The organism is Massilia horti (assembly GCF_004614195.1).
In the GTDB taxonomy this organism is placed as follows: Bacteria; Pseudomonadota; Gammaproteobacteria; order Burkholderiales; family Burkholderiaceae_D; genus Telluria; species Telluria horti.
Genome location: NZ_SPUM01000046.1, coordinates 1 through 22,016 on the forward strand (window position 1 = coordinate 1; position 22,016 = coordinate 22,016).

Genomic DNA, 22,016 nt, shown 5'->3' on the forward strand with positions numbered 1-22,016 from the left:
CCGCAAGTCAGTATGCGTTGACCGCGTGCGCACAGGTGCGCACCCTACGCCTCTGCCAAAGCCCGTGGCCCAGCGAATGGTGCACATGTGGTTCGCGCACGTTGCGCAGAAAGGGAGCCTGCCTCCGCCCGCACCTGGCGGTGACGCAATGGGTTCCCGCGGTGCGGGAACCCCATCTTGCGGCAATCTCTTAAAAGCGCGAGCTCAGACGAACGCCAGGTCGTGCTGGCGAATCAGGTCATCGAGCCACTCGTCGCTGTGGTCGAAGCGGTAGCCCAGGCTGGCTGCGCGGCTGGTATCGAGCGCGAGCGGCGCGGGGCTGTCGAACGGCGACAGTTCGCCGATCCCTGCGCCATCGACACGGCGCGCATCAAACGGTTCGTCGAGCACGCGTGCCACGCGCTGGTGCAAGGCGTGGGCTGACACTGCTCCGCTGCTGGCCGCATTCACCGGCCCGGTAAAGTCCTGCATTCCCGCCCACGCCAGGAAGTCTGCCGCTTCCTGCGCCTGCATGAACGATACCGCCGCCTTCGCATTCGAATAACGCAGCGGCACGCGCTGGCGCACCAGGTCGACGTAATGCGCAAGGCGCCCGGTGAAGTCTTCCGGTCCGCCCAGCACGTGGGCCAGGCGCGCGGTCACCAGTGGCAGCGAGCCGTCGCGGTACAGGTAGGCTTCCGCCTGCAGCTTTCCGGCCACGTAGCTTTCGACCGCGCGCGATGGGTCGTGCCATGGGTAGCGGGTATCGATCGGCTGGGCCAGGACCTTGAGGTCGGTTTCGGCGAACGGCGCGTCGCTTGTGCCCACCATGCAGCGGTAGACGTCGATGGTCGAGGTCATGATGTAGCGCCCCACCTTGCCGGCGAAGGTGCGCGCGGCGATCGCCGCATCGAGCGGGCTGTAGCACATCTGGTCGAATACCACGTCATAGCCGGCCACGGCGCCGAAGGCTGCGCGCATGGCGGTCTCGTTGCGGCGGTCGACGCGCAGGCGTTCGATGCGCTGGCCGAACGGGTCGGGCGCATAGCCGCGGGTGGCGATCGTCACGCGGTGGCCGGCGCGCAGCAGGCGCTGCACCAGCAGTTTTCCGAAAAAGCGGGTACCTCCGAGCACCAATGTCTGCTTGTTCATGTCATTTCCTTGACGAATCTAGTATATTTTGTGCTCAGCAGCATGATTCATCAAACGAGAAAAAATCGACCCTATGAATAAGAAAAACTTAAGCTCGGAGGGCCAATGAAGCCGCTGCGCAGCTTGTCGGGGCTGATCGACTTCGATTGCGCGGCCCGTTGGGGCAGTTTCAAACTTGCGGCGAGCGAGCTGCATAAGACGCCGGCCGCGGTCAGCCTTCAGGTGCGCCATTTAGAGGAGAGCGTCGGATTTCCGCTATTTGTGCGGCATCCGCGGCATATCACGTTGACCGCCAAGGGACAGGAACTGGCGATCGTCGTCGCGCGCATGCTGGCCGATTTACGGACCAAGGTTGGTGCGCTGCAGCGCGGCGACGAGGAGGCGGTGTTGCGCATTTCGACCACCCATTCGTTTGCGATCAAGTGGCTGGTGCCGCGCATGCACCGCTTTACCAAGCAATACCCCGAACTCGATATCCGCATCGATTCGAACGATTCGCCAGTGGACCTGGAGGCCGACAGCACCGACGTCGCGGTGCGCTATGGCCCGGTGCGCGACGGCGACCCGACCGTGCTGTTTCGCGAACAGCTGGTGCCGGTCTATAGCCCGGAGCTGCTCGAGCCGGGCCAAGCGGAACTGACGCTGGCGGACCTGCCGAAGTACCGGCTGCTGGTCGAAAAATCGCCCGAGAACTGGCTGCTGCTCCTAAATGAAAACAAGGCGCTCGAAGCCAAGTACGATTTTTCGCGCGGGTACAGCCACTGGGGCGTGCTGGTGCAGGCGGCGGTTGCCGGGCAGGGCGTGGCGCTGGTGCCGTACGGGATCGCGTGCCAGGATATCCAGACGGGCGCGCTGCGCCAGATCGCCTGCAAGAGCGCGGCGTTCGGCAGTGGCTACCGGTTCCTGGTCAATCCGCAAAAGGAGAATATGACCAAGGTCCTGCATTTCCGCGACTGGATAGTGGCGGAGATGGACGAGATGCGCAGAACGCTGCAGGCGCGAAGCGCATGAACGATAGAGACGAGTAAAAACGGCGACCCGCGGGTCGCCGTTTTTGTCTGAAGCGTGGAGACGTTTATTTCACGCCGTGCATCAGCTTTTGGATCAGCGGAGCGATCAGGAACAGCAGCACGCCCGAACCGAGCAGCGCCCAGAAGCCGAAGGTGTAGCCGCCCAGGGCCGAAGTCACCGACATGCCTTTATCGCCCGAGACCATGCTGGCGAAGATGCCGGACAGGTTGTTGCCGATGCCGGTCGACAGGAACCAGCCGCCCATGCCCAGGCCGACCAGGCGGGTCGGAGCCAGTTTGGTCACCATCGACAGGCCGATCGGCGACAGGCACAGTTCACCGACCGACTGGATCCAGTAGACCATGAACAGGGTCCAGAACGGGATCTTGCCGTTGGTGTCGACCAGCGACGACAGCGCGAACATCAACAGGCCGAATGCCAGGCCGTTGAACACCAGGCCTAAGCCGAATTTGCGTGGAATCGACGGGTTCGCGTTGCGGCGACCGAGCATCACCCAGATCATGGCGATGACCGGCGCGAGCGTGATGATGGCGATCGAGTTCACGCTCTGGAACCAGGCCACCGGGAATTCCCAGCCGCCGAAGTTGCGGTTGACGATGTTATCGGCGAGGAAGGTGAACGAGCTGCCTGCCTGCTCGAAGAAGCACCAGAACATCACGTTGAAGAAGAAGATGATCATCATCGCAATAGTCTTGTCGCGCGCAACCTTGCCTTCGCGGATGCCTTCGACGATCAGCATGATCGCCAGGATGATGAACAGTACCGACAAAACGCCTTGCAGCTTTTCGGCGCCCATCTTCAGCAGGAAGAACACGATCGGAATCACGACCAGGGCACCGATTGCCACGTACACCACACGCATTGGATTGGCCACCGGGCCGGTCGCGGCGCCAATCCCCTTCAGGCCGCGGCGGCCGAAGTAGAACCAGACCAGCGAGATGAGCATGCCGATGCCCGAAGCGAAGAACACGATCTTGTAGGCCGGGGTGTTGCCGGTGTTGAAGACGTGCTGTGCCAGGACCTGGGTCAGGATCGGCGCAATGAAGGCGCCGGTGTTGATGCCCATGTAGAAGATCGTAAAGCCGGAGTCGCGGCGGGTGTCGTGGATTCCGTACAGCTTGCCCACCATGGCCGAAATGTTCGGCTTGAACATGCCGTTACCGACGATGATCGTGGCCAGGCCAAGCTTGAAGATATCCGGGCTTGGAATGGTGATCGCGAACAGGCCGGCGGCCATGAAGATCGCGCCCACCAGGATCGAGCGTTGGTAGCCGATGACGCGGTCAGCGACATAGCCGCCGAACACTGCGCCTGCATACACCAGCGCCAGATAGGAACCGTAGGTCAGGTTGGCGTCAGCCTGGCCGGCGCCGGAGCCATCGTAGAATTGCGCGACGATGTAGAGCACCAAGGCCCAACGGATGCCGTAGAAAGCGAAACGCTCCCAGAATTCGGTCATGAACAACATCCACAGCGGAGCGGGATGGCCCAAGATCTGTTTGAACTCTGGAATGGCTGCTGCTTCTTTGGCGGGTGTGGTGGTAGCTGCACCGCTCATACGGGTCCTCCCGAAATTATGTTTTATCGATAAATGCTTTGGATTGACCGGGACGGGCCGAATTCCAATAGCGACGCATTTTAGTGTAAATCGGACACAACAAGCGAACTTTTTGAAGATGTGGTAATGCGGCATTGCAGCAGTGATGTCTCTTGCGGCATTCGGCACGCAGGAACGGACAACTTATCGTATATTGGCGTAGCAGGCATTCAGACTTAGCAGAAGCAAGAAAAGGAAAACACGTATCATGAACCACGATGTTGTCGACACCCTGATTTCACCCGAAGGTAGGCTTGATGTACTGTCAAAGGCGGAGGTGGCAAAACTGCTCGACTCCAGTCAGGGCGGCCTGTACAAGGTGTTCCGAAATTGCGCGCTGGCTGTCCTGAACTGCGGCAGTTCGATCGACGACGGCAAGGAACTGCTGGAGCGGTACAGCAACTTTGACGTCTCCATCGTCCAGCGCGAGCGCGGCATCAAGCTCGATATCCGCGGCGCGCCGTCCATCGCCTTCGTCGATGGCAAAATGATCCGAGGGATCCACGAGCACCTGTTCTCGGTGCTACGCGATATCCTCTACGTCCACTTCGAAGTGGTCGACAACCCGAAGTTCGACCTCAAACGCCCGGAAGGCATCACCGACGCGGTATTCCACATCCTGCGCAATGCGAACCAGCTGCAGACGCAGCGTAATCCAAACCTGGTGGTGTGCTGGGGCGGTCACTCGATCAGCCGCATCGAATATAACTACTCGAAGGAAGTTGGCTACCAGCTCGGCCTGCGTGAACTGGATATCTGCACCGGCTGCGGCCCGGGCGCGATGAAAGGGCCGATGAAGGGCGCGACGATCGGCCACGCCAAGCAGCGCCTTGCAGGCGGGCGATACCTTGGCATATCGGAGCCTGGCATCATTGCCGCGGAATCGCCGAACCCTATCGTCAACGACCTGGTGATCATGCCGGACATCGAAAAGCGGCTCGAGGCATTCGTGCGGGTGGGTCACGGTATTGTCGTGTTCCCGGGCGGCGCCGGCACGGCGGAAGAGATCCTGTACATTCTCGGCATCCTGCTCCATCCGGACAACGCGGAGATGCCGTTCCCACTGGTGTTCACCGGCCCGGCGACGGCGCGCGAATACTTCGATCATATCGACGGCTTTATTGGCGCGACGCTGGGTGAAGAGGCGCAGCGGCGTTATAAGATCATCATCGACGATCCGGACGCGGTGGCGCGCGAGATGCAACTGGGGATGAAGATGGTGCGCGAGTTCCGCAAGTCCAGGGGCGATGCGTACTATTTCAACTGGTCGCTCAAGATTGATCAGGAATTCCAGCGCCCGTTCCGGCCGACGCACGAAAACATGCGCAACCTGTCGCTGCACAAGAACCAGGAAAAGCATCTGCTGGCGGCGCATCTGCGGCGAGCGTTTTCGGGCGTGGTGGCGGGTAACGTCAAGGAAGAGGGCATTCGCGCGATCGAACAGTACGGCAAGTTCGAGATTCATGGCGAAGCCGAGATCATGGCGCCGATGGATGCGCTGCTGGCATCGTTCGTGGAGCATAGCCGGATGAAGCTGCCCGGGAAGGCGTACGAGCCTTGCTATCGGATTGTGGCGTAAAGGGCCGACGATGCGCACGTGTCCGGTGGCCGCAGCCGCCGGTTGCACGCAATCGCGAAACGGAAGGCGTAGGGTGCGCACCCGTGCGCACGCGGTACGTCTGCGTACCGAAGCCAACATTTTTCAACCGTACCGCGTGCGCACAGGTGCGCACCCTACGGAAGTTCGGCAGGCGTAGCGTGCGCAAATTGTCCTGATCAGTCCTCGCGCCGCAGGTGCGGGAACAGCAGCACGTCGCGGATGTTCGGCGAGTCGGTGATCAGCATCATCAGGCGGTCGATGCCGATGCCGCAGCCACCTGCCGGCGGCATGCCGTATTCCAGCGCGCGGATGTAGTCGGCGTCGTAGTACATCGCTTCTTCGTCACCGGCGTTCTTGGCTTCGACTTGCGCCAGGAAGCGCGCAGCCTGGTCTTCCGGATCGTTCAGTTCCGAGAAGCCGTTGGCGATCTCGCGGCCGGTGATGAACAGCTCGAAGCGTTCGGTGATGCCTTCGCGCGTGTCCGACGCGCGCGCCAGCGGCGACACTTCCACCGGGTAGTCGATGATGAAGGTCGGTTCCCACAGTTGGGCTTCCGCGGTCTCTTCGAACAGCGCCAGTTGCAGTGCGCCCAGGCCCGCGTTCGGGAACGGCTTGACGTCGAACTTGGCCAGTTCTTCGCGCAGGAACGCCGCGTCGTTCAGCTGTTCCAGGCTGTAGCGCGGCGCGAACTTGGTGATCGCCTCGACGATGGTCAGGCGGTGGAACGGCTTGGACAGGTCCAGCTCGCGCCCGCCGTAGGTCAGCTGGGCGGTGCCATGCGCGTCGACAGCCGCCTGGCGGATCACCTGCTCGGTGAAGTCCATGATCCACTTGTAGTCGGTGTACGCCGCGTAGAATTCCATCATCGTGAATTCCGGGTTGTGGCGGACCGACACGCCTTCGTTACGGAAGTTGCGATTGATCTCGAACACACGCTCGAATCCGCCCACCACCAGGCGCTTGAGGTACAGCTCCGGTGCGATGCGCATGTACATTTGCATGTCCAGCGCGTTGTGATGGGTGATGAACGGCTTGGCCGCGGCGCCGCCCGGGATCGGGTGCAGCATCGGCGTTTCGACTTCCATGAAGCCGTTCTTTTCCATGAAGCGGCGCATCGACGAGATCGCGGCGGTACGGGCCTTGAAGGTGCGGCGGGTCTCTTCGCTGGTGATCAGGTCGACGTAGCGCTGGCGGTATTTGGTCTCCTGGTCCGCCAGGCCGTGGAATTTGTCCGGCAGCGGGCGGATCGCCTTGGTGATCAGGCGCAGGTTGGTGACCTTGATGGTCAGTTCGTCGACCTTGGTCTTGAACAGCGTGCCTTCCACGCCCAGGATGTCGCCCAGGTCATAGTAGCGGAATGCTTCCATCGCCTGTTCGCCAGTGGTGTCGAGCGTGACGTAGATCTGGATGCGGCCGTTGGCGTAGGCGCCCGACGAGTCCTGCAGCGTCGCGAACGCGGCTTTTTTGCCGGCTTCGCGTTTGAGCATCATGCGGCCGGCCAGTGCCACGTGCACCGGTTCGGCTTCGAGTTCTTCGCGCGAGCGCGAGCCGTATTGTTCCTGCAGGTCGGCGGCATGATGCGCCGGGCGGAAGTCGTTCGGGAAAGCGACGCCTTGCTCGCGCAGCGCGGCCAGCTTGGCGCGGCGCTCGGCCATGATCTTGTTTTCGTCGGCCGCCAGCGGCGTTGCTTGTTCTTGGTTTTCCGTAGTCATGATTGGTCTAATGTTTTCGTTTAATTCAGGCCGCCGAACAGTTCGTCGATGCGCAGCTCCGAGAAGTCGCTGACGATCTTGACGACGTTATCGAAGTCGGCGAATGCTTCGGCCGGCAGGGTGGTGGTCAGCACCACCGCGCGCATGCCGGCGCGGCGCGCCGCTTCCACGCCCAAGGGCGCGTCCTCGAACACAATGCAGTTCTCCGGCAGGGTATTAACGCGCTCGGCCGCCTTTAGGAAGACATCCGGGTTCGGTTTGCCGCGCGGGACGTCCGCCGCGCCGACGATGGCGTCGAAATGGCGGCGCAGGTCAAGCCCGTCGAGCGTGAAGTCGATGTTGGCCGGCGGGGCAGCGGTTGCCACCGCCAGCGCGATGTCGCGCTGCCGTGCCAGTGCGATCAGTTCGTCGAAACCGGCGACCGTCTTGCGGTACGGCTCGTACAGCTCGCGGTACACCGCTTCCTTTTCATGGTTGAGCACCGTGACTTCATCGTCCTGCAGTTCGGCGCCGAAGTGCGAGCGGATGATCTCCTTGCCCTGGCGCCCCGCAGTGGTGCGGAAGAATTCGTCGGCGTCGATGGCCTTGCCACGGCGCTGGAAGAACTCGATCCAGGACCGGGTGTGGTAGGCCATGTTGTCAACGATGGTGCCGTCCATGTCGAAGATGAAGGCGCGTCTTGGCTGTGTCATCAATCACACGCCCTGCTTGAGCGAGGCCGAAATGAACTCGTCCAGGTCGCCGTCCAGCACGCCCTTGGTGTTGCCGGTCTCGTAGCCGGTGCGCAGGTCCTTGATGCGCGACTGGTCCAGCACGTACGAGCGGATCTGGTGGCCCCAGCCGACGTCGGTCTTGGAGTCTTCCAGCTTCTGCTGCTCGGCCATGCGCTTGCGCAGTTCGAGTTCGAACAGCTTCGCGCGCAGCATGTCGAAGGCCTCAGCCTTGTTGCGGTGTTGCGAGCGGTCGTTCTGGCACTGCACCACAATGCCCGACGGGGCGTGCGTCAGGCGCACCGCGGAGTCGGTCTTGTTGATGTGCTGCCCGCCGGCGCCGGATGCGCGGTAGGTGTCGATGCGCACGTCGGCCGGGTTGATCTCGATTTCGATCGATTCGTCCACTTCCGGGTACACGAAGATCGACGAGAACGAGGTGTGGCGGCCGTTGGCCGAGTCGAACGGCGACTTGCGCACAAGGCGGTGCACGCCGGTTTCGGTGCGCAGGTGGCCGTAGGCGTATTCGCCCTCGACCTTGATGGTCGCGGTCTTGATGCCGGCAACCTCGCCCTCGGAGATTTCCATCACTTCGGCCTTGAAGCCCTTGCGCTCGCAGTAGCGCAGGTACTGGCGCAGCAGCATCGAGGCCCAGTCCTGGGCTTCGGTACCGCCGGCGCCGGCCTGGATGTCGATGAAGGCGCTGGCGTGATCCATCGGGTTGCTGAACATCCGGCGGAATTCCATCGCCTCGATGACGTTCTGAATCTCTTGCGCGTCCGCGCTCACGGCTTCGAGCGTGTCGTCGTCGCCTTCTTCGCGCGCCATGTCAAACAGGTCGGTTGCGTCGGTCAGGTCCGTGCGCGCTTTCTGCAGCGTGAGGACGACGCCTTCCAGCGCCTTTTTCTCCTTGCCGAGATCCTGGGCGCGCTTCTGGTCGTTCCAGACCGTGGGGTCTTCTAATTCCTGGCTGACCTGTTCGAGTTTCTCTGACTTCCTGTCGAAGTCAAAGATACCTCCGAAGTTCGGCTTCACGAGTGGTCAGGTCGTTCAGCAGGGCGGAAATGGCGTTGATGCGTTCAGCTTCCATGGTCTTTTGGTAGTCTTTTCAGTGAGTTAGGTCGAACATTGGATTATACCCGATCGCCCGCTAAGCGTTGCCCGGTGGGACCAGGAAGCAACGTTTGGCGGGTGGTTCAGCTCGGTTGGAGGAACGCCAACGTATAATCGCGCGATTCCATTGCCGAGTCTGCTCATGCGACGTTCCCCTATTTGTCTTGCGCTCCTGCCGGCGCTATTTGCCACGCCCGCGTTCGCGGCCAAACCCGCCCCGCGCGGCGCCACCGCGGTTCTCGCGGTGCTCGAGACCACCGACCTGCACTCGAACGTGGTCGGGTACGACTACTTCAAGCTGGCCAACGATCCTTCGTTTGGCCTGGACCGCACCGCGACGCTGATCGCGCAGGCGCGCAAGGAGTTCGCCAATACCGTCCTGCTTGATAATGGCGATACGATCCAGGGCACCGTGCTGGCCGACTACCAGGCGGTCGCTCGCCCGGTGCGTTGCAGCGAGACCCTGGGAATCTACAAGGTCATGAACCGCCTCGGCTATGACGGTGCGGGGATCGGCAACCACGACTTCAACTTTGGGCTGGCGTACCTGGGCCAGGTGACGGGCCACCGTTTCGACGTGGCCGGCGTCGAGCAGCCGAAACGCTGCGCCGGGCCGGCGTTCCCGATGGTGCTGGCGAACGTCTACAGCGTCAAGTCGGGTAAACCTCTGTTCGAGCCCTACAGGATCATCGACAAGCGCGTGCGTGCGTTCGATGCGAGTGGCAAGCCGATCACGGCCAACGTCAAGGTGGGCATCATCGGATTCACGCCGCCGACCATCCTTACCTGGGACAAGCGCTGGCTGGAAGGGAAAGTCTATACCGAAGGGCTGCGCGAAACCGCGCAGAAGTACATTCCCGAGATGCGCGCCAAGGGCGCCGACCTGGTGGTGGCGATTTCGCACGGCGGGCTGGACGCTTCGCCGTATTCGCCAACGATGGAAAACGGGAACTACTACCTGTCGCAGGTGCCGGGCATCGACGCGATGCTGCTCGGGCACGCACATCAGCAGTTCCCCAATCCGAACAGCACCGCTGCCCAATTCAACATCGCCGGCGTCGACAAGGCAAAGGGCCTGGTCAACGGCGTGCCGACGGTGATGGCCAACCTGTGGGGCAAACACCTAGGAGTGATCGCGCTGCACCTGCGTTACGACGGCAAGCGCTGGGTGGTCGAGAAGGACAAGACCCTGGTCGAGGCGCGCAGCATTCAGCAGGCCGACAAATCGTACGTGTCGGCCGATCCGCAGGTGATGGCGCTGGTCGAGCATGAACACGCCGGTACCATCGACTATGTGAAGACGCCAGTGGGGACCTCGAGTTTTCGAATGTCGACGTATTTTGCGGACGTGGGCGATGTGTCGGCGGTAGAGGTGGTCAACCAGGCGCAGGCCGATTACGCGGCCAAGTACGTCGCCGCGAACCTGCCGCAGTATGCGCAGCTTCCGGTGCTTTCGGTGTCGGCCGCGTTCAAGACCGGCGCGGCCAGCGTAACCGACTACACCGACGTAGCCGCCGGCAGCCTGGCGCTGAACAATGCGGCCGACCTGTACCTGTATCCGAATACGCTGTCGGTGGTGAAGATCAACGGGGCGCAGATCAAGACGTGGCTGGAGAGAGCGGCGAACCGCTTCAATACGATCGATCCGGGCAAGGCAGAACCGCAGGAGCTGGTCGACACCAGCTTTGCGGGCTATAACTTTGACATGTTCACCGACAAGGACATCAGCTACGAGATTGACGTGACCCGCGCGCCGGGCGACCGGATCCGCAACCTCCAGTGGCGAGGCGCGCCGGTGGTGGATGGGCAGGAGTTCCTGGTCGCGACCAATAACTATCGCGCCAGCGGTGGTGGGGGCTTCCCGGGGCTGGATAGCAGCAAGACGGTGGTGGCGTCGCCAGACGCAAACCGCGAGGTGCTGATCGCGTTCATACGCCATACGAAGCAGTTGAGCAGGGCGGCTAACGGCGCGGCGCGCAGCTGGCGGTTTGCGAAGGTGAAGACTGCGGGGCAGGTGGTGTTCCATGCGCCGCCGGGCATGCTTGGCTTGGCGCAGGAGGCCGGGCTGGCGAACGTGACCCAGGTGGCGGCAGATGATGGGCGCGGCAAAGGGTTTGCGCTGTACGCGGTCGATCTGTCGAAATAGGCCGTAAACGTGCGCCGCGTACGGTTACTGGAGGCGTAGGGTGTGCACGAAGTGCGCACGCGGTCACCGTATGCTGACTCGCGGCTGCCCTTTCGATACGCACCATTCGCGAACCGCGTGCGCACAGGTGCGCACCCTACGGAATGGCAATGCGCTCAGTGCAGCTTCTTCTTTTTCGGCTGCACGAGCACAAACGGGCTGACCACGGACGCCCAGACGCTGGCATCGGTATCTTGCCAGGTGCGCGCCTGCACGTCCGAGACCTTGGCTACCTTGCCCTCGGCCATCCAGCGCTTCACGCTGTCGGCATCGTCGTGCGAGATGTGCAGGGCCACGTTGATCAGGTCCAGTTCCTCGCTCACATACACGACGTTGCCCGCCGCGAAGTGGCGTTCCAGCTCGCTCCATCTGATGCGGGCCGTTTCCTGGTTAATCTTGTCGTGCAGTTCGGTGTCGTTCTCTGGCTTGGTTTTCATGATTGCTGTTGGTTCAGATCGGTTCGACGGTGGGTTCCGGCGAACCCGCCCATGTTAACCGATAGGCCTGGCCCTTGCGAACATTGCCCACCAGTGCGGGCCGAAAGCAGGCAAGGCAAGTGCCCTCGAGCCTGCGCACGCTCGGGTAGATCACGCCCATCGAGCCGTTTTCCAGCAATTCCGCGGCAAGAAGCTGCGACGCTTCGTAACTGGCCGGGTCCAGCACCTTGGGGCAAGCATTTTGCCCGCGCAAGTCGTGGAAGGTGGCGGTGAAGTCGGCCAGGAAGCATTGGTAGCTGACGCTGTCGTCGAAACGGTTGATTTCCTGGTACTCGACGGTTTTGTGGAAGCACACCTCGGCCAGCGCCGTTTCGATCTCGAACGCGCAGTACCAGGCTCCGCGCTCGCTGTCGTTGAAGCGGCTGCCTTCCGGCCTGGGATAGGTAAAGGCCGCGTTGATGATGCGGAAGTTCGGCACGCCAAAGACCAGTTCGTCGACACCGATGCCGGGCAGGCCGCCGCATTCTCCGCGCAGGCGCTCGTTGGTCGCGTTGTCGAGTTCGAACAGGTCGCGCAGAACGTCGTCGTCCTCGGCCAAGGGAGCGAGGACGGAATCTTCCATCTCGGCAAAGCGCGACGGGATCAGGCGGCAAGTATCGAACTGGCGCAGATTGGTCAGGTTTCTGACTGCCCCCACGTCACAGGCCTCCTCGTCGGGCGTCGAGCAGTTTGCGTACCGTTTGCATGGCGAGCAGCCCGCCCCCCAGCATAAAGGCGAGCGGCTTGCGGCCATTGAAGATGGGGTTGGTGTTGGGCAGGTGGACCCATTCGTCGGCCAGCTTGTCGCCGTACAGGATGTGGAGTGCCTTGTAGATGCCGAGCAGGTAGGAGATACGGGTGATGCGATCGACCTCGAGCACGCGGTCGGGGTTCTTTTTCCACTCGTAGAAGGAGGAAGAGGACAGGCCGCCGAGCAGTTCGCGGGCGTCGTCGTCGCGCAATTGCCAGGCCGCCGCCAGTCTGAAAAAACCTTTCAGCGCAGACTTGGACAGGCGTTCGCGTTCAGCCTTGGAGTTGAGATCGACCAACACGGCGGGCTCGAACCGGCTTTTCGGGTAAGCGTAGGCTAGGCTCATGGCTTTCTCCTTTTATGGACTAGTTATACTCCAAAATCGGAATAGCTGCAACTACTAGTTGTCAATGCAATATCGTCGTGACAGAATTGCCGCCAGCTTGTTTAAACGAAAAGGCTTGTCCCTATGCGTTTGCAATCGATTTTCATCCTGTTGGCGAGCTTCCTGCTCATTGCGACGGCAGGCAGCGCCGCGCGCGTGCCGAATGCCGAGCTCAAGAAGCAGGTGGCTGCTGCCGAGCGTGCATTCGCAGCGACAATGAAGGCGCGCGACCATGCGGCCTTCAAGAACTTTATCGCGGACGAAGCGGTGTTTTTCAGCGGGCCGGGGCAGCCGCCATTGCGCGGGAAGGTCGCGGTGGCCGAGGGGTGGCGCCAATTCTTTGATGAAAAGGCGCAAGCTCCTTTTTCATGGGAGCCGGAAGAGGTAGAGGTGGTCGAGTCGGGAACGCTGGCTTACAGCGGCGGGCCGGTCTATGACCCGAACGGCAAGGTGATCGCGCGATTCAATTCGATCTGGCGGCTGGAGGCGCCCGGGGTGTGGAAGGTAGTCTTCGATCGTGGATCGCAGGTTTGTGATTGCAAGAAGTGATGCCTGAGCGCTCTGTGGGTTGCGTAGGGTGCGCACCTGTGCGCACGCGGTACGTGCGCATGCAGAAGCCAACAACATGCGAAGGTACAGCGTGCGCACGGGTGCGCACCCTACGTTGTGCATGCGTCAAGCGCGCCCGTCACCTCACCCGGCGCATCGACGAGATGCGGTTGTTCATCGCGCCCAGGAATTCGTAGCGGCCCGGGCCAAACACCACGCACTGGCCATGGAAGTCGGCATGTTCGCAGAACTCCCAGCGGCCTTCGTGTACGATGATCGACGCCGCGCGGTCGTTAAAGCCAACATCCCGAAGGGTGCGTAGATTTTCCGATACATTCACCGTGCCCCCTGCAAAACGCGGCGCCGAGAACATTTGTACCGCCTCGCGGCTACGCCACTCGCGCTCGCCGCGGTAGCCTTCACGTTCATCGCGGTAGCTTTCGCGCCCACCTTCACGTTCTCCACGCCAGTCACGCTCGCCGCGGCGGTAGCCGTCTCCGTCGCGCCAGTCGTTGCGGCGGACGATTTCGCGGGCCGATGAAATGCGGTCACCCAAGTTGCCCAGCTCCCGATATTCGCCCGGCCCAAACTCCGCGCAGTAGCCGCCGAAGTCCCGGTGTTCGCATAACAGCCAGGTCCCGGAACGCACAACCACGCTGGACGTGCGGTCGTTGAAGCCATAGTCGACCAGGTTGGGCGCGTCGCCGCGCAAGATGAGCGGGCGCCCGCGGAAATCGCTGTGTTCAAAGAGCGTCAGTTCGCCGGCGACAGCGGCTTGGGTCAGGGATGCCAGCACGGCGGCGGCTGCCAACAGGCGTTTCATGTCGTATCTCCATCAATCGGTCTGCGCGCCAGTCCAGTGCTGGCGCTTTGCCGATTTAACGCCGCACCCTGTACGCGAGCGGACACGACTGTGTAACAAATTCCTACCGCGCGGCCGCGTTCAAGCCGGTTCCGCGTGTTCGACCAGCAGCTGGACCTTGGTCACGCCGTTGTATTCGTTGGCATCCAGCCGGAACGCGACGCGGGCACGTTCGCCCATCGCGTCGGTATGGCCGAACCAGATGGCATCGTAGCGGCGGCCGTTCCGTTCCAACAGGAGCTTGAGGTGGCGATCCTTCAGGATGCGCTGGCTCACCACGCGAAATTCGTCGCAGAATATCGGCGGCGCAAAGCCCTGACCCCACACCTGGCCGTCCATCAGTTCGATGAACTGCGTCGTGTAATACGCGTCTTCGAGCGGGCCGTCGGTTTCGATCACGCGTTCAAGCTGCGCTTCGGTGAGCCAGGCGCGGCCCACGGCTTCGAACGCATCGGCGAACAGCTTGAACGAGTCGGCACGGATCGTCAGGCCCGCGGCCATCGCATGGCCGCCGAACTTGTCGATCAGGCCAGGCACGCGCTTGGAGACCAGGTCGAGCGCGTCGCGCAAATGAAAGCCGGGGATTGAACGGCCCGAGCCCTTGATCCAGCCGTCGGCGCCGGGGGCGAAGGTGATCGTCGGGCGGAAGAACTTCTCCTTCAGGCGCGAGGCGACGATGCCGATCACTCCCTGGTGCCAGCCATCGTCGAACACGCTGATGGTGCTGCTGTCCGCCGGCTGGAAGTCGTCCAGGTGCAAGAGCGCCGTGTCCTGCATCTCGGCTTCAATCTCGCGGCGCTTCAGGTTGATGTCGTTGAGCTGCTGCGCAATCGCCCAGGCGCGTCCTTCATCGTCCGTGAGCAGGCATTCGATCCCGAGCGACATGTCTTCCAGGCGGCCGGCGGCGTTCAGGCGCGGGCCGACGGCAAAACCCAGGTCGAACGGCGACGCGCCGCGGGCTTCGCGTCCCGCCACCCGGAACAGCGCCGCCACGCCGGCGTGCATGCGGCCGGCGCGCATGCGTTTGATGCCCTGGGCGACCAGGATGCGATTGTTGGCGTCTAGCCTGACCACGTCGGCCACTGTGCCCAGGGCCACCAGGTCGAGCAGGTTGTCCAGCTTGGGCTGGGTCTGGGCGTCGAACACGCCGCGGCGGCGAAGTTCGGCACGCAGCGCCAGCAGCACGTAGAACACGACGCCCACGCCGGCCAGGTGCTTGCTGGGGAAACCGCACTCAGGCTGGTTCGGGTTGACGATCACGCGCGCGTCGGGCAGGGAGTCGCCCGGCAGGTGGTGGTCGGTCACGACCACGTCGATGCCGCGCCGCTTTGCAGCTTCCACCCCGTCGATGCTGGCGATTCCGTTATCGACCGTGATGATGATGTCCGGCGCCTTTTCGCGCGCGGTCAGCTCCACGATGTCGGGCGTGAGGCCATAGCCGTGCACCACGCGGTCCGGCACGATGTAGTCGACGCGCGCGCCCATCGCGGCAAGGCCGCGAACGGCGGTCGCGCAGGCGGTGGCGCCGTCGCAGTCGTAATCGGCCACGATGGTCATCTTCTTGCCGCTGCCAATGGCGTCCGCGAGGAATACGGCGGCGGCATCGATGTGCTTTAAGCCCGAGGGCGGGCACAGCGCGGCCAGTTCACTCGAAAGTTCGCGCGGGTCGGTGAGGCCCCGCGATGCGTAGATGCGGGCCAGCACAGGGTGCACCCCGCCCTGGCGCAGCATTTCGGATGTGCGCAGCGAGCAGGGGCGGGTGGTGATACGTGTCTTCAAATCAGTCGGTCCAGTGTCGGCCGGCGCCAGAACTTACGTTGCGCCAGCGCGGTGGTGGTGAATTCGGCAAGGCCGTCGCGGTGGCTCAGCACCAGGCGGATATCCTTGACGCTGCCTTTCGTCAGGGCGGCGAGCAAGGGGGCGAACAGCTCGGCCTCCAGGCGCTGCATCTGTTCCAGCCAGGATGACCAGTCGGCGGCGATGGCCGGTGCGGCGACATTGCCGCAGACGAGCAGCGTGTCATTCTGCGCGTCGCTTGCGATCGGGTCCAGGGTGGCGAGCTTGCGGGTGCCTAAAGCTGCGAGCCAGGAGGGCACTTCGAAAGTGGCGATATCCGCGTAGGCGCCGGATTTCGGGGTGGCGGCAGGATGAGCGTCGATACTGGTTGGGGCGCCCGACCACAGCCAGAGCGCGTTCACCGGAGCCAGCCCGTGCTCGGCGCGGGACGCGTTCGACGGATGGGTGTGCCACACCATCTGGATTTCGTTTTGCAGCTTGCGGAAGGCAAGCGCCCGCTGGCCAAGCGGCATCCAGTCCGTCAGGTTCATGCCGACCGCGGCGTCCGGAGAGGCGGTATCCATTCCGGCCCAGTCGTCCGCGCGCAGGAACCAGGTGTTGGCGTCGCCGTAGGCGGCCGCATGGCCGGCCTCGTCAAACGACGGCCGGGCCGCGTCGAACAGCGCGCGGCTGTCTTCATCTGACAAGTGCAGGTGGCGCAGGTCCGACATCAACAGATGGCTGCGTGCGATTTCGATATGGGCCGGGTTGACAATGAACCAGGTTCCATCCACCGGATCGAGGCCGTAGCCGCGCATTGCCGCCCTGGCAAAAGCCGGTTGGCCGTCCAGATGCAGGCCGAGCGTGCGGGCGAGCCAGGTTTCGTGCGGCAGAGCGCGAATCTTGGGATCGGCTGGGGTCAGCCTGGTGGAAACGGTGCGCGACAACAGCGCCGCCAGCGCAGGCGCTTTCAGGGCGCGCGCCAGATCGGTCGCAAATTCGGGAGCGGGCAGGGCGAACGGCAGGACGAGCGTAATGTGGGCCATCCCGTGATTGTAGGGCAAATGCCGGGTCTGATAGAAGTCAGGCCGTCACGCGGCCACCACACCTCGCTGCGTCAAGTTGTCAAGGTTTCGCCGCCGCGCTGCTCGTGGGCGGTTCAATTTCCACGTCGCCGTAGGTCAGGCCGAGCGCTTCCTCGTACCAGGTCTGCACCAGCGCCAGGTGCTCGCGTTCGTCGTTCAGGGCCAGCGTAAAGTCGTTGACCATCTCGATCAGCTCATGCTCGTCCGCCAGCGCGATCAGGGTTTCCCAGCCAGCCTTGTCGGCCAGTTCGGCGGTGACGATCGCGTGCAGCGACTGGGCGACGCTTGTGCGCGGATCGTTCAGCACCTGCACCAGCCCGCTCGCCTCGATCCCGACGAGGTCGGCGCTGGGCGTTTGCGCGGTTGGGTCGCCGCCGAGCGACTCGATGGCGTTTTTTAGCAGCAGGAAGTGGCGCGCCTCGTCGGCGCGGATGACGGCCAGGTCTTCGAGCGCCATGGACAACTGGCCGCCCCCCATGACTTCGCACTTGGTGATCAGTGCGTCGTACAACCGGGCGCCAGTGCGCTCGAATGCCATTCGTTCGCCCAGCTTGTCGAGCAGGATCTGCGGGCTGTCGCCCTTGAGCATCTGCACGCCCATGTTCAGCGCGCCGCTGATCGTGGCCGGCAGCGGGATCGAGCCGAGGCCTTCGGCTTCGGCGATGTAGGGGCTGCGCACGTCGACGAGCGCCTGTTCGTTGCCCGGTTCGCCGCGTTCGCTTTCGTCGACGTTGAGCATGGACTTGGTGTCGATCGGCGACATCTGCACGCCAGTACGGTTCAAGCCCAGGTGTTCGGTATGCTGAGCCATTCTGGTCTCCTGGTTGTTTGGGTTCAGGGCGCTGTCGGATAGCGGGCCGGGGCGACGCCGGGCGCGGTGCCCTTTCTGGTCATTTCCGTGCCCGGCTCCCACTTGTAGCCGGCTGCGACCGATTCGCTGGGCGAGGCGTCGGAATTGAGCTGGCTGCGGTACAGCACCGTGGCCGGGCTTTCCATCTGCTCGGTCACGAACTGTGTGCCGTTGGCGCACAGGTGGGTTTCGGTGTGCAGCACCTTGCGCACAAATTCGCGCTGGCTGCGAAACGGCAGCGGCGCGGCAAAGCCGGCATTGACGATTTCGGCCGGATCGCGCTTGTCAATCTGCTTCATGCAGTTGGCGGCCAGATGGAAGTGCCCGAGCTCGTAGTCGAGGAAGCGCTCCCAGATCGCCTTGACGTGGTGGTTGGTCTCCTGCGCGACGCAGCTGTAGTAGTTATAGCACTCGGCCGCTTCGTGCAGCACCCACTGTTCGATCCAGGATTCAAGCGGGTCCAGTAGCGATTCGTACTGGGTCACGTGCTGTTCCTTCACTGATGCGATCTCGGCATAGAGCTGGCGCGCCAGCGGGTCGGAGAAGGTCGGGCCGATGTTCATGTAGTAGTCGTGGGTCCGGGCCGCGGCGGCGACGATGGTGAGCGCGTGCAGCTTGGTCAGCATTGAGGCGCGGTTGCGCTCGTACGGGTTGCGCAGGTCGTCCTGCGGGGCACGGTGGTGTTCGAGCGTGGGCCTTCCGGGCAGGATATCGCTGTAACTCTGCAGGATGTTGTTGGCGTCCTTGCCCTCCAGCCGGTCGAGCAGGGCCGAAAAGCGGTACAGGTGGTCGAAGTCGTCCAGCAGGCCGAAGCGGTAGACCTGGGCAAGGTAGGGATCCGGTTCGAGCTGGGCCACCGCGGCAGTGACTTCGATCGCGGTCTGTTCGAAGGCGATCGTGGTCTCGAGCGGTGAATGGTCCGACGCCAGCAGCCAGTTGACCATCGTCGCCTGGTGCTGCTCGGCGCGCCGCACCTGCGCCAGCGGCAAGCGCAGGGCAGGGTTGAAGCGCGCGGCCAGGTGACTGAAGCGCAGCGCCTCCTGCTCCAGCGCGCCCAGCAGGATCACGCGCACCCGCGTGAAGGCATCGTCGTCGAGTTTGCTGATCGGCTTTTGGACCATGTCGCGCCAGGTAAAGCGCTGGTCTTCGATGTGCACGCCTTCGGAATCGAATAGACTGAATGGCATCCTGGTTCTCCTCGCTCATTCTCCTCACTTCTCGAGAGCCTTTGGCCGCAGGCTGGCCGCATCCGCGTTCGATGCAGCCCGCGGCAGGCTAGTTCAATCAAAATGATGGCCGGCTCAACGCCTGTTCCGCGCCCTTGGGACCGTTCAATTGTGATAATCCCTGTCATGGATGAGCGTTGTATGGCAAACTGCGGGGTCAGATGTCTTTCCCCCGGGAGCCCATGAGTATCATCCACAACCTGCCGTACGAATGGCTGGTCGGTTTGCGTTACACGCGCGCCGGCAAGCGCAGTGGCCGTAACAGCTTCATCTCCTTTATCTCCCTGATTTCGGTATCGGGCATCGCGCTTGGCGTGGCGGCGCTGATCGTCGTGCTGTCGGTAATGAACGGGTTCCAGAAGGAGGTGACCGACCGCATGCTGTCGGTGCTGGCCCATGTCGAAGTGTTCGATGCGCACGGCACCATGCCCAACTGGCGCGAGCAGGAGCGCGAGGCCTTCCGTAACCCGGAGGTGCGCGGCGCCGCCCCGTTCGTCGAAACGCAGGGCTTGCTGCTGCACGACGACGTGATGAAGCCGACCGTGATCCGGGGCGTGCTGCCCAGCGAGGAGCACAAGGTGTCGGACGTGGCCAAGCAGATCAAGCGCGGCTCGTTCGATTCGCTGCAGCCTGACTCGTTTAACATCGTGCTCGGCTATGCGCTGGCCAATTCGCTGGGCGTTGGTATCGGCGACAGGGTGACGATGATGCTGGCGCAGCAGCAGATCACCCCGGCCGGCTTTTTGCCCCGCACCCGCACCTTTACCGTGGGCGGCATTTTCGAAGCGGGGCACTACGAATTCGATTCGGGACTGGCTTTCATCAGCCTGGCCGACGCGGAAAAGATGGAGCGGCTGGACGCGCCATCCGGCCTGCGCCTGCGCATCGCCGACATGAACCGCGCGCCGGAAGTGGCGATGCAGCTCAAGCGCACGATGTCGGGCGACCTGATCATGCGCGACTGGTCCAAATTGAACGCCAACTGGTTCGCCGCCGTCCAGACGGAAAAGCGAATGATGTTCATCATCCTGACCCTGATCATCGCGGTGGCCGCCTTCAACCTGGTCTCGACCCTGGTCATGACCGTGACCGACAAGCAGGCCGACATCGCGATCCTGCGCACGCTCGGCTCGTCGCCGAGATCGATCATGAAGATCTTCATGATCCAGGGCGCGCTGGTCGGGATCCTCGGCACGCTGGCCGGCGTCGGCCTGGGCGTGCTGGTGGCACTGAACATCGACGTCATCGTGCCGTTCATCGAACACCTGTTGGGAGTGCAGTTCTTGTCGAAAGATATATACCTGATCAGCGAAATGCCATCCGACCTGCGCTGGCCGGACGTATTCAAGATCGGCGGCGTGTCGATCCTGCTGGCTTTTGTGGCCACGATCTACCCAAGCTGGGCGGCCGCGCGTGTGAAACCGGCGGAGGCATTGCGTTATGAATAACACCATGCCAGTGCTGGCCTGCCGCGAACTGGGCAAGACCTTCCGCGAGGGCGCCCATGTGGTCAAGGTATTCGAACACATCGACTTTGCGATCGGGCGCGGCGAACGCGTGGCGATCGTGGGCGCTTCCGGTTCCGGCAAGTCGACCCTGCTGCACCTGCTGGGCGGGCTCGATACGCCTACCGACGGCTCGGTGAGCCTGATGGGCGAAGATTTCGCTTCGCTGTCCGAGACCAGGCGCGGCGAGCTGCGCAACGCGGCGCTGGGCTTCGTCTACCAGTTCCACCATCTGCTGCCGGAGTTTTCCGCGATCGACAACGTCGCGATGCCGCTTTTGATCCGGCGTGAGAAGCGCCCGGAGGCGATTCGCCGCGCCGAAGAGATCCTGGCGCGGGTTGGCCTGGCCCGGCGCGGCAGCCACCGTCCAGGCGAGCTGTCCGGCGGCGAGCGCCAGCGGGTTGCGCTTGCGCGCGCGCTGGTGACCCATCCTGCCTGCGTGCTGGCCGATGAGCCTACCGGTAACCTGGATCGCAGCACGGCCGATGCCGTGTTCGAGCTGATGCTTGAATTGTCGAAGACCCTGGGCACCGCCTTTGTCATCGTCACCCACGACGAGCAGCTGGCCAGCCGTTGCGACCGCGTGCTGCGCCTGACCGAGCGCGGCCTGGAGCCGGCGCAGGTGTAAGGATGTGGATCGACACCCACTGCCACCTTGACGCGCACGAATTCGGCGCAGACGCACATGGCGTGGCGCGGCGGGCGGCAGCAAACGGAGTGTCGATGATCGTGATTCCGGCGATCGAACGTGGCAATTTCGCCATCGTTGCCGAACTGGCAAAGACTGTACCGAATGCCAGCTATGCGTTGGGCATCCACCCGCTTTTAGTGCCCAACGCGCGCGACGAGGACCTGCTGGCATTACGCCAGGCGGTCGAGGTGGCGATGCGCGACCCGAATTTTGTCGGGGTCGGCGAAGTGGGCCTCGACTTTTTTGTACCGATGCTGTGCGAACCCGCGATGCGCGACAAGCAGGAGCGGTTCTTCCGCGAACAACTGCGGATCGCCCGCGATTTTGATCTGCCGGTGCTGGTTCATGTGCGCCGTTCGCAGGACCAGGTGCTCAAGAATCTGCGCCAGATTCGAACGCCATGCGGCATTGCGCACGCATTCAACGGCAGTTTTCAGCAGGCGCAGAATTTCATCGACCTGGGTTTTCACCTGGGTTTTGGCGGCGCCATGACCTTTACCCGGGCGCTACAAATCCGCCGCTTGGCCGCCGGGCTGCCGCTCGAATCGATCGTGCTCGAAACCGATGCGCCCGACATTTCGCCCGCCTGGGTGCACCCGGCACGCAACAGTCCCGAACACCTGCCGGCGATTGGCGGGGCGCTGGCCGAATTGCGCGGCATATCCGAGGACGAGGTGCGGCAGGCGACATGGCGAAATGCCATTGCCGCGATCCCGCGATTGGCCCATTTGCTGCCAGCGTAGGGGGCGCGGGGCCGCCGAGGACCTGTGCGCACGCGGT

Annotated in this window: 20 protein-coding genes; 7 read left to right on the forward strand and 13 right to left on the reverse strand. The window is 63.0% G+C overall.

The genetic code is table 11. The annotated features are described in order from the left end of the window. Nucleotides 1–204: 204 nt before the first annotated feature. Nucleotides 205–1,131 carry an NAD-dependent epimerase/dehydratase family protein gene (locus E4O92_RS07810; RefSeq protein ID WP_135189203.1) on the reverse strand — a complete coding sequence of 309 codons (927 nt, stop codon included), beginning with the start codon at nt 1,129–1,131 and terminating at the stop codon, nt 205–207. 105 nt (nt 1,132–1,236) lie between these two features. Between E4O92_RS07810 and E4O92_RS07815 the strand changes: the two genes are divergently transcribed. Continuing rightward, nucleotides 1,237–2,142, forward strand: a complete 906-nt coding sequence (locus tag E4O92_RS07815) for a LysR substrate-binding domain-containing protein (protein WP_135189204.1) — start codon at nt 1,237–1,239, stop codon at nt 2,140–2,142. Nucleotides 2,143–2,206: 64 nt separating this feature from the next. Here E4O92_RS07815 and E4O92_RS07820 read toward each other — a convergent pair whose 3' ends face one another. After that, entirely contained in the window at nt 2,207–3,721 is a 1,515-nt protein-coding gene (locus tag E4O92_RS07820; RefSeq protein ID WP_135189205.1) for a peptide MFS transporter, read from the reverse strand. A 247-nt stretch (nt 3,722–3,968) separates the two neighbouring features. On the opposite strand from E4O92_RS07820, the gene ppnN reads away from it, so the two are divergent. Next, the gene (gene ppnN, locus E4O92_RS07825) at nt 3,969–5,339 is read left to right on the forward strand and encodes a nucleotide 5'-monophosphate nucleosidase PpnN (RefSeq protein ID WP_135189206.1); all 1,371 of its coding nucleotides are present in this window, start codon (nt 3,969–3,971) and stop codon (nt 5,337–5,339) included. Between the two features lie 197 nt (nt 5,340–5,536). Here ppnN and lysS read toward each other — a convergent pair whose 3' ends face one another. The 3 genes from lysS to prfB form a co-directional block, all read right to left on the reverse strand. Further along, on the reverse strand, nt 5,537–7,072 hold the full coding sequence (gene lysS, locus E4O92_RS07830; protein WP_135189207.1) for a lysine--tRNA ligase: 1,536 nt from the start codon (nt 7,070–7,072) through the stop codon (nt 5,537–5,539). Between the two features lie 20 nt (nt 7,073–7,092). Next, nucleotides 7,093–7,764 (reverse strand): HAD family hydrolase, encoded by a 672-nt coding sequence (locus E4O92_RS07835; protein WP_135189208.1) that lies wholly within the window; start codon nt 7,762–7,764, stop codon nt 7,093–7,095. A 3-nt stretch (nt 7,765–7,767) separates the two neighbouring features. Then, a protein-coding gene (gene prfB / locus E4O92_RS07840) for a peptide chain release factor 2 (RefSeq protein WP_135189209.1) occupies nt 7,768–8,872 on the reverse strand; the annotation gives its coding sequence in 2 pieces (ribosomal slippage) (nt 7,768–8,790 and nt 8,792–8,872; 1,104 coding nt in all). A 165-nt stretch (nt 8,873–9,037) separates the two neighbouring features. On the opposite strand from prfB, the gene E4O92_RS07845 reads away from it, so the two are divergent. Next, on the forward strand, nt 9,038–11,041 hold the full coding sequence (locus tag E4O92_RS07845; RefSeq protein ID WP_135189210.1) for a bifunctional 2',3'-cyclic-nucleotide 2'-phosphodiesterase/3'-nucleotidase: 2,004 nt from the start codon (nt 9,038–9,040) through the stop codon (nt 11,039–11,041). Between the two features lie 155 nt (nt 11,042–11,196). On the opposite strand, the gene E4O92_RS07850 is transcribed toward E4O92_RS07845, so the two are convergent. The 3 genes from E4O92_RS07850 to E4O92_RS07860 form a co-directional block, all read right to left on the reverse strand. After that, on the reverse strand, nt 11,197–11,517 hold the full coding sequence (locus E4O92_RS07850) for a DUF2288 domain-containing protein (RefSeq protein WP_135189211.1): 321 nt from the start codon (nt 11,515–11,517) through the stop codon (nt 11,197–11,199). Nucleotides 11,518–11,530: 13 nt separating this feature from the next. Then, nucleotides 11,531–12,139, reverse strand: coding sequence for an RES family NAD+ phosphorylase (locus E4O92_RS07855; protein WP_229483152.1), 609 nt, complete (start codon nt 12,137–12,139; stop codon nt 11,531–11,533). A 76-nt stretch (nt 12,140–12,215) separates the two neighbouring features. Next, complete coding sequence (locus E4O92_RS07860; protein ID WP_135189213.1) at nt 12,216–12,653, reverse strand: MbcA/ParS/Xre antitoxin family protein; 438 nt, start codon at nt 12,651–12,653, stop codon at nt 12,216–12,218. Between the two features lie 150 nt (nt 12,654–12,803). Between E4O92_RS07860 and E4O92_RS07865 the strand changes: the two genes are divergently transcribed. Further along, nucleotides 12,804–13,241, forward strand: a complete 438-nt coding sequence (locus E4O92_RS07865; RefSeq protein ID WP_229483148.1) for a YybH family protein — start codon at nt 12,804–12,806, stop codon at nt 13,239–13,241. A gap of 139 nt (nt 13,242–13,380) precedes the next feature. Here E4O92_RS07865 and E4O92_RS07870 read toward each other — a convergent pair whose 3' ends face one another. The 5 genes from E4O92_RS07870 to E4O92_RS07890 all read right to left on the reverse strand — a co-directional run bounded on the left by E4O92_RS07870 (nt 13,381) and on the right by E4O92_RS07890 (nt 19,001). Continuing rightward, on the reverse strand, nt 13,381–14,064 hold the full coding sequence (locus E4O92_RS07870) for a beta/gamma-crystallin domain-containing protein (protein WP_135189215.1): 684 nt from the start codon (nt 14,062–14,064) through the stop codon (nt 13,381–13,383). 120 nt (nt 14,065–14,184) lie between these two features. Further along, the gene (gene recJ, locus E4O92_RS07875; RefSeq protein ID WP_135189221.1) at nt 14,185–15,834 is read right to left on the reverse strand and encodes a single-stranded-DNA-specific exonuclease RecJ; all 1,650 of its coding nucleotides are present in this window, start codon (nt 15,832–15,834) and stop codon (nt 14,185–14,187) included. A 44-nt stretch (nt 15,835–15,878) separates the two neighbouring features. After that, the gene (locus E4O92_RS07880; RefSeq protein WP_135189216.1) at nt 15,879–16,925 is read right to left on the reverse strand and encodes a hypothetical protein; all 1,047 of its coding nucleotides are present in this window, start codon (nt 16,923–16,925) and stop codon (nt 15,879–15,881) included. A 79-nt stretch (nt 16,926–17,004) separates the two neighbouring features. After that, nucleotides 17,005–17,775 (reverse strand): ferritin-like domain-containing protein, encoded by a 771-nt coding sequence (locus E4O92_RS07885; RefSeq protein ID WP_229483150.1) that lies wholly within the window; start codon nt 17,773–17,775, stop codon nt 17,005–17,007. Nucleotides 17,776–17,798: 23 nt separating this feature from the next. Further along, the gene (locus E4O92_RS07890; protein ID WP_135189217.1) at nt 17,799–19,001 is read right to left on the reverse strand and encodes a hypothetical protein; all 1,203 of its coding nucleotides are present in this window, start codon (nt 18,999–19,001) and stop codon (nt 17,799–17,801) included. Nucleotides 19,002–19,222: 221 nt separating this feature from the next. Between E4O92_RS07890 and E4O92_RS07895 the strand changes: the two genes are divergently transcribed. Genes E4O92_RS07895 through E4O92_RS07905 form a run of 3 tightly spaced genes read left to right on the forward strand, consistent with a single transcriptional unit; the run spans nt 19,223 to nt 21,979 of the window. Beyond that, a complete protein-coding gene (locus E4O92_RS07895; RefSeq protein WP_135189218.1) occupies nt 19,223–20,488 on the forward strand; it encodes a lipoprotein-releasing ABC transporter permease subunit in 1,266 nt (421 codons plus the stop codon). Then, a complete protein-coding gene (lolD, locus tag E4O92_RS07900) occupies nt 20,481–21,173 on the forward strand; it encodes a lipoprotein-releasing ABC transporter ATP-binding protein LolD (protein ID WP_135189219.1) in 693 nt (230 codons plus the stop codon). The genes E4O92_RS07895 and lolD overlap by 8 nt, the downstream gene beginning before the upstream one ends. A 2-nt stretch (nt 21,174–21,175) precedes the next feature. Continuing rightward, nucleotides 21,176–21,979, forward strand: a complete 804-nt coding sequence (locus E4O92_RS07905; protein WP_135189220.1) for a TatD family hydrolase — start codon at nt 21,176–21,178, stop codon at nt 21,977–21,979. The last annotated feature ends 37 nt before the right edge of the window (nt 21,980–22,016 follow it).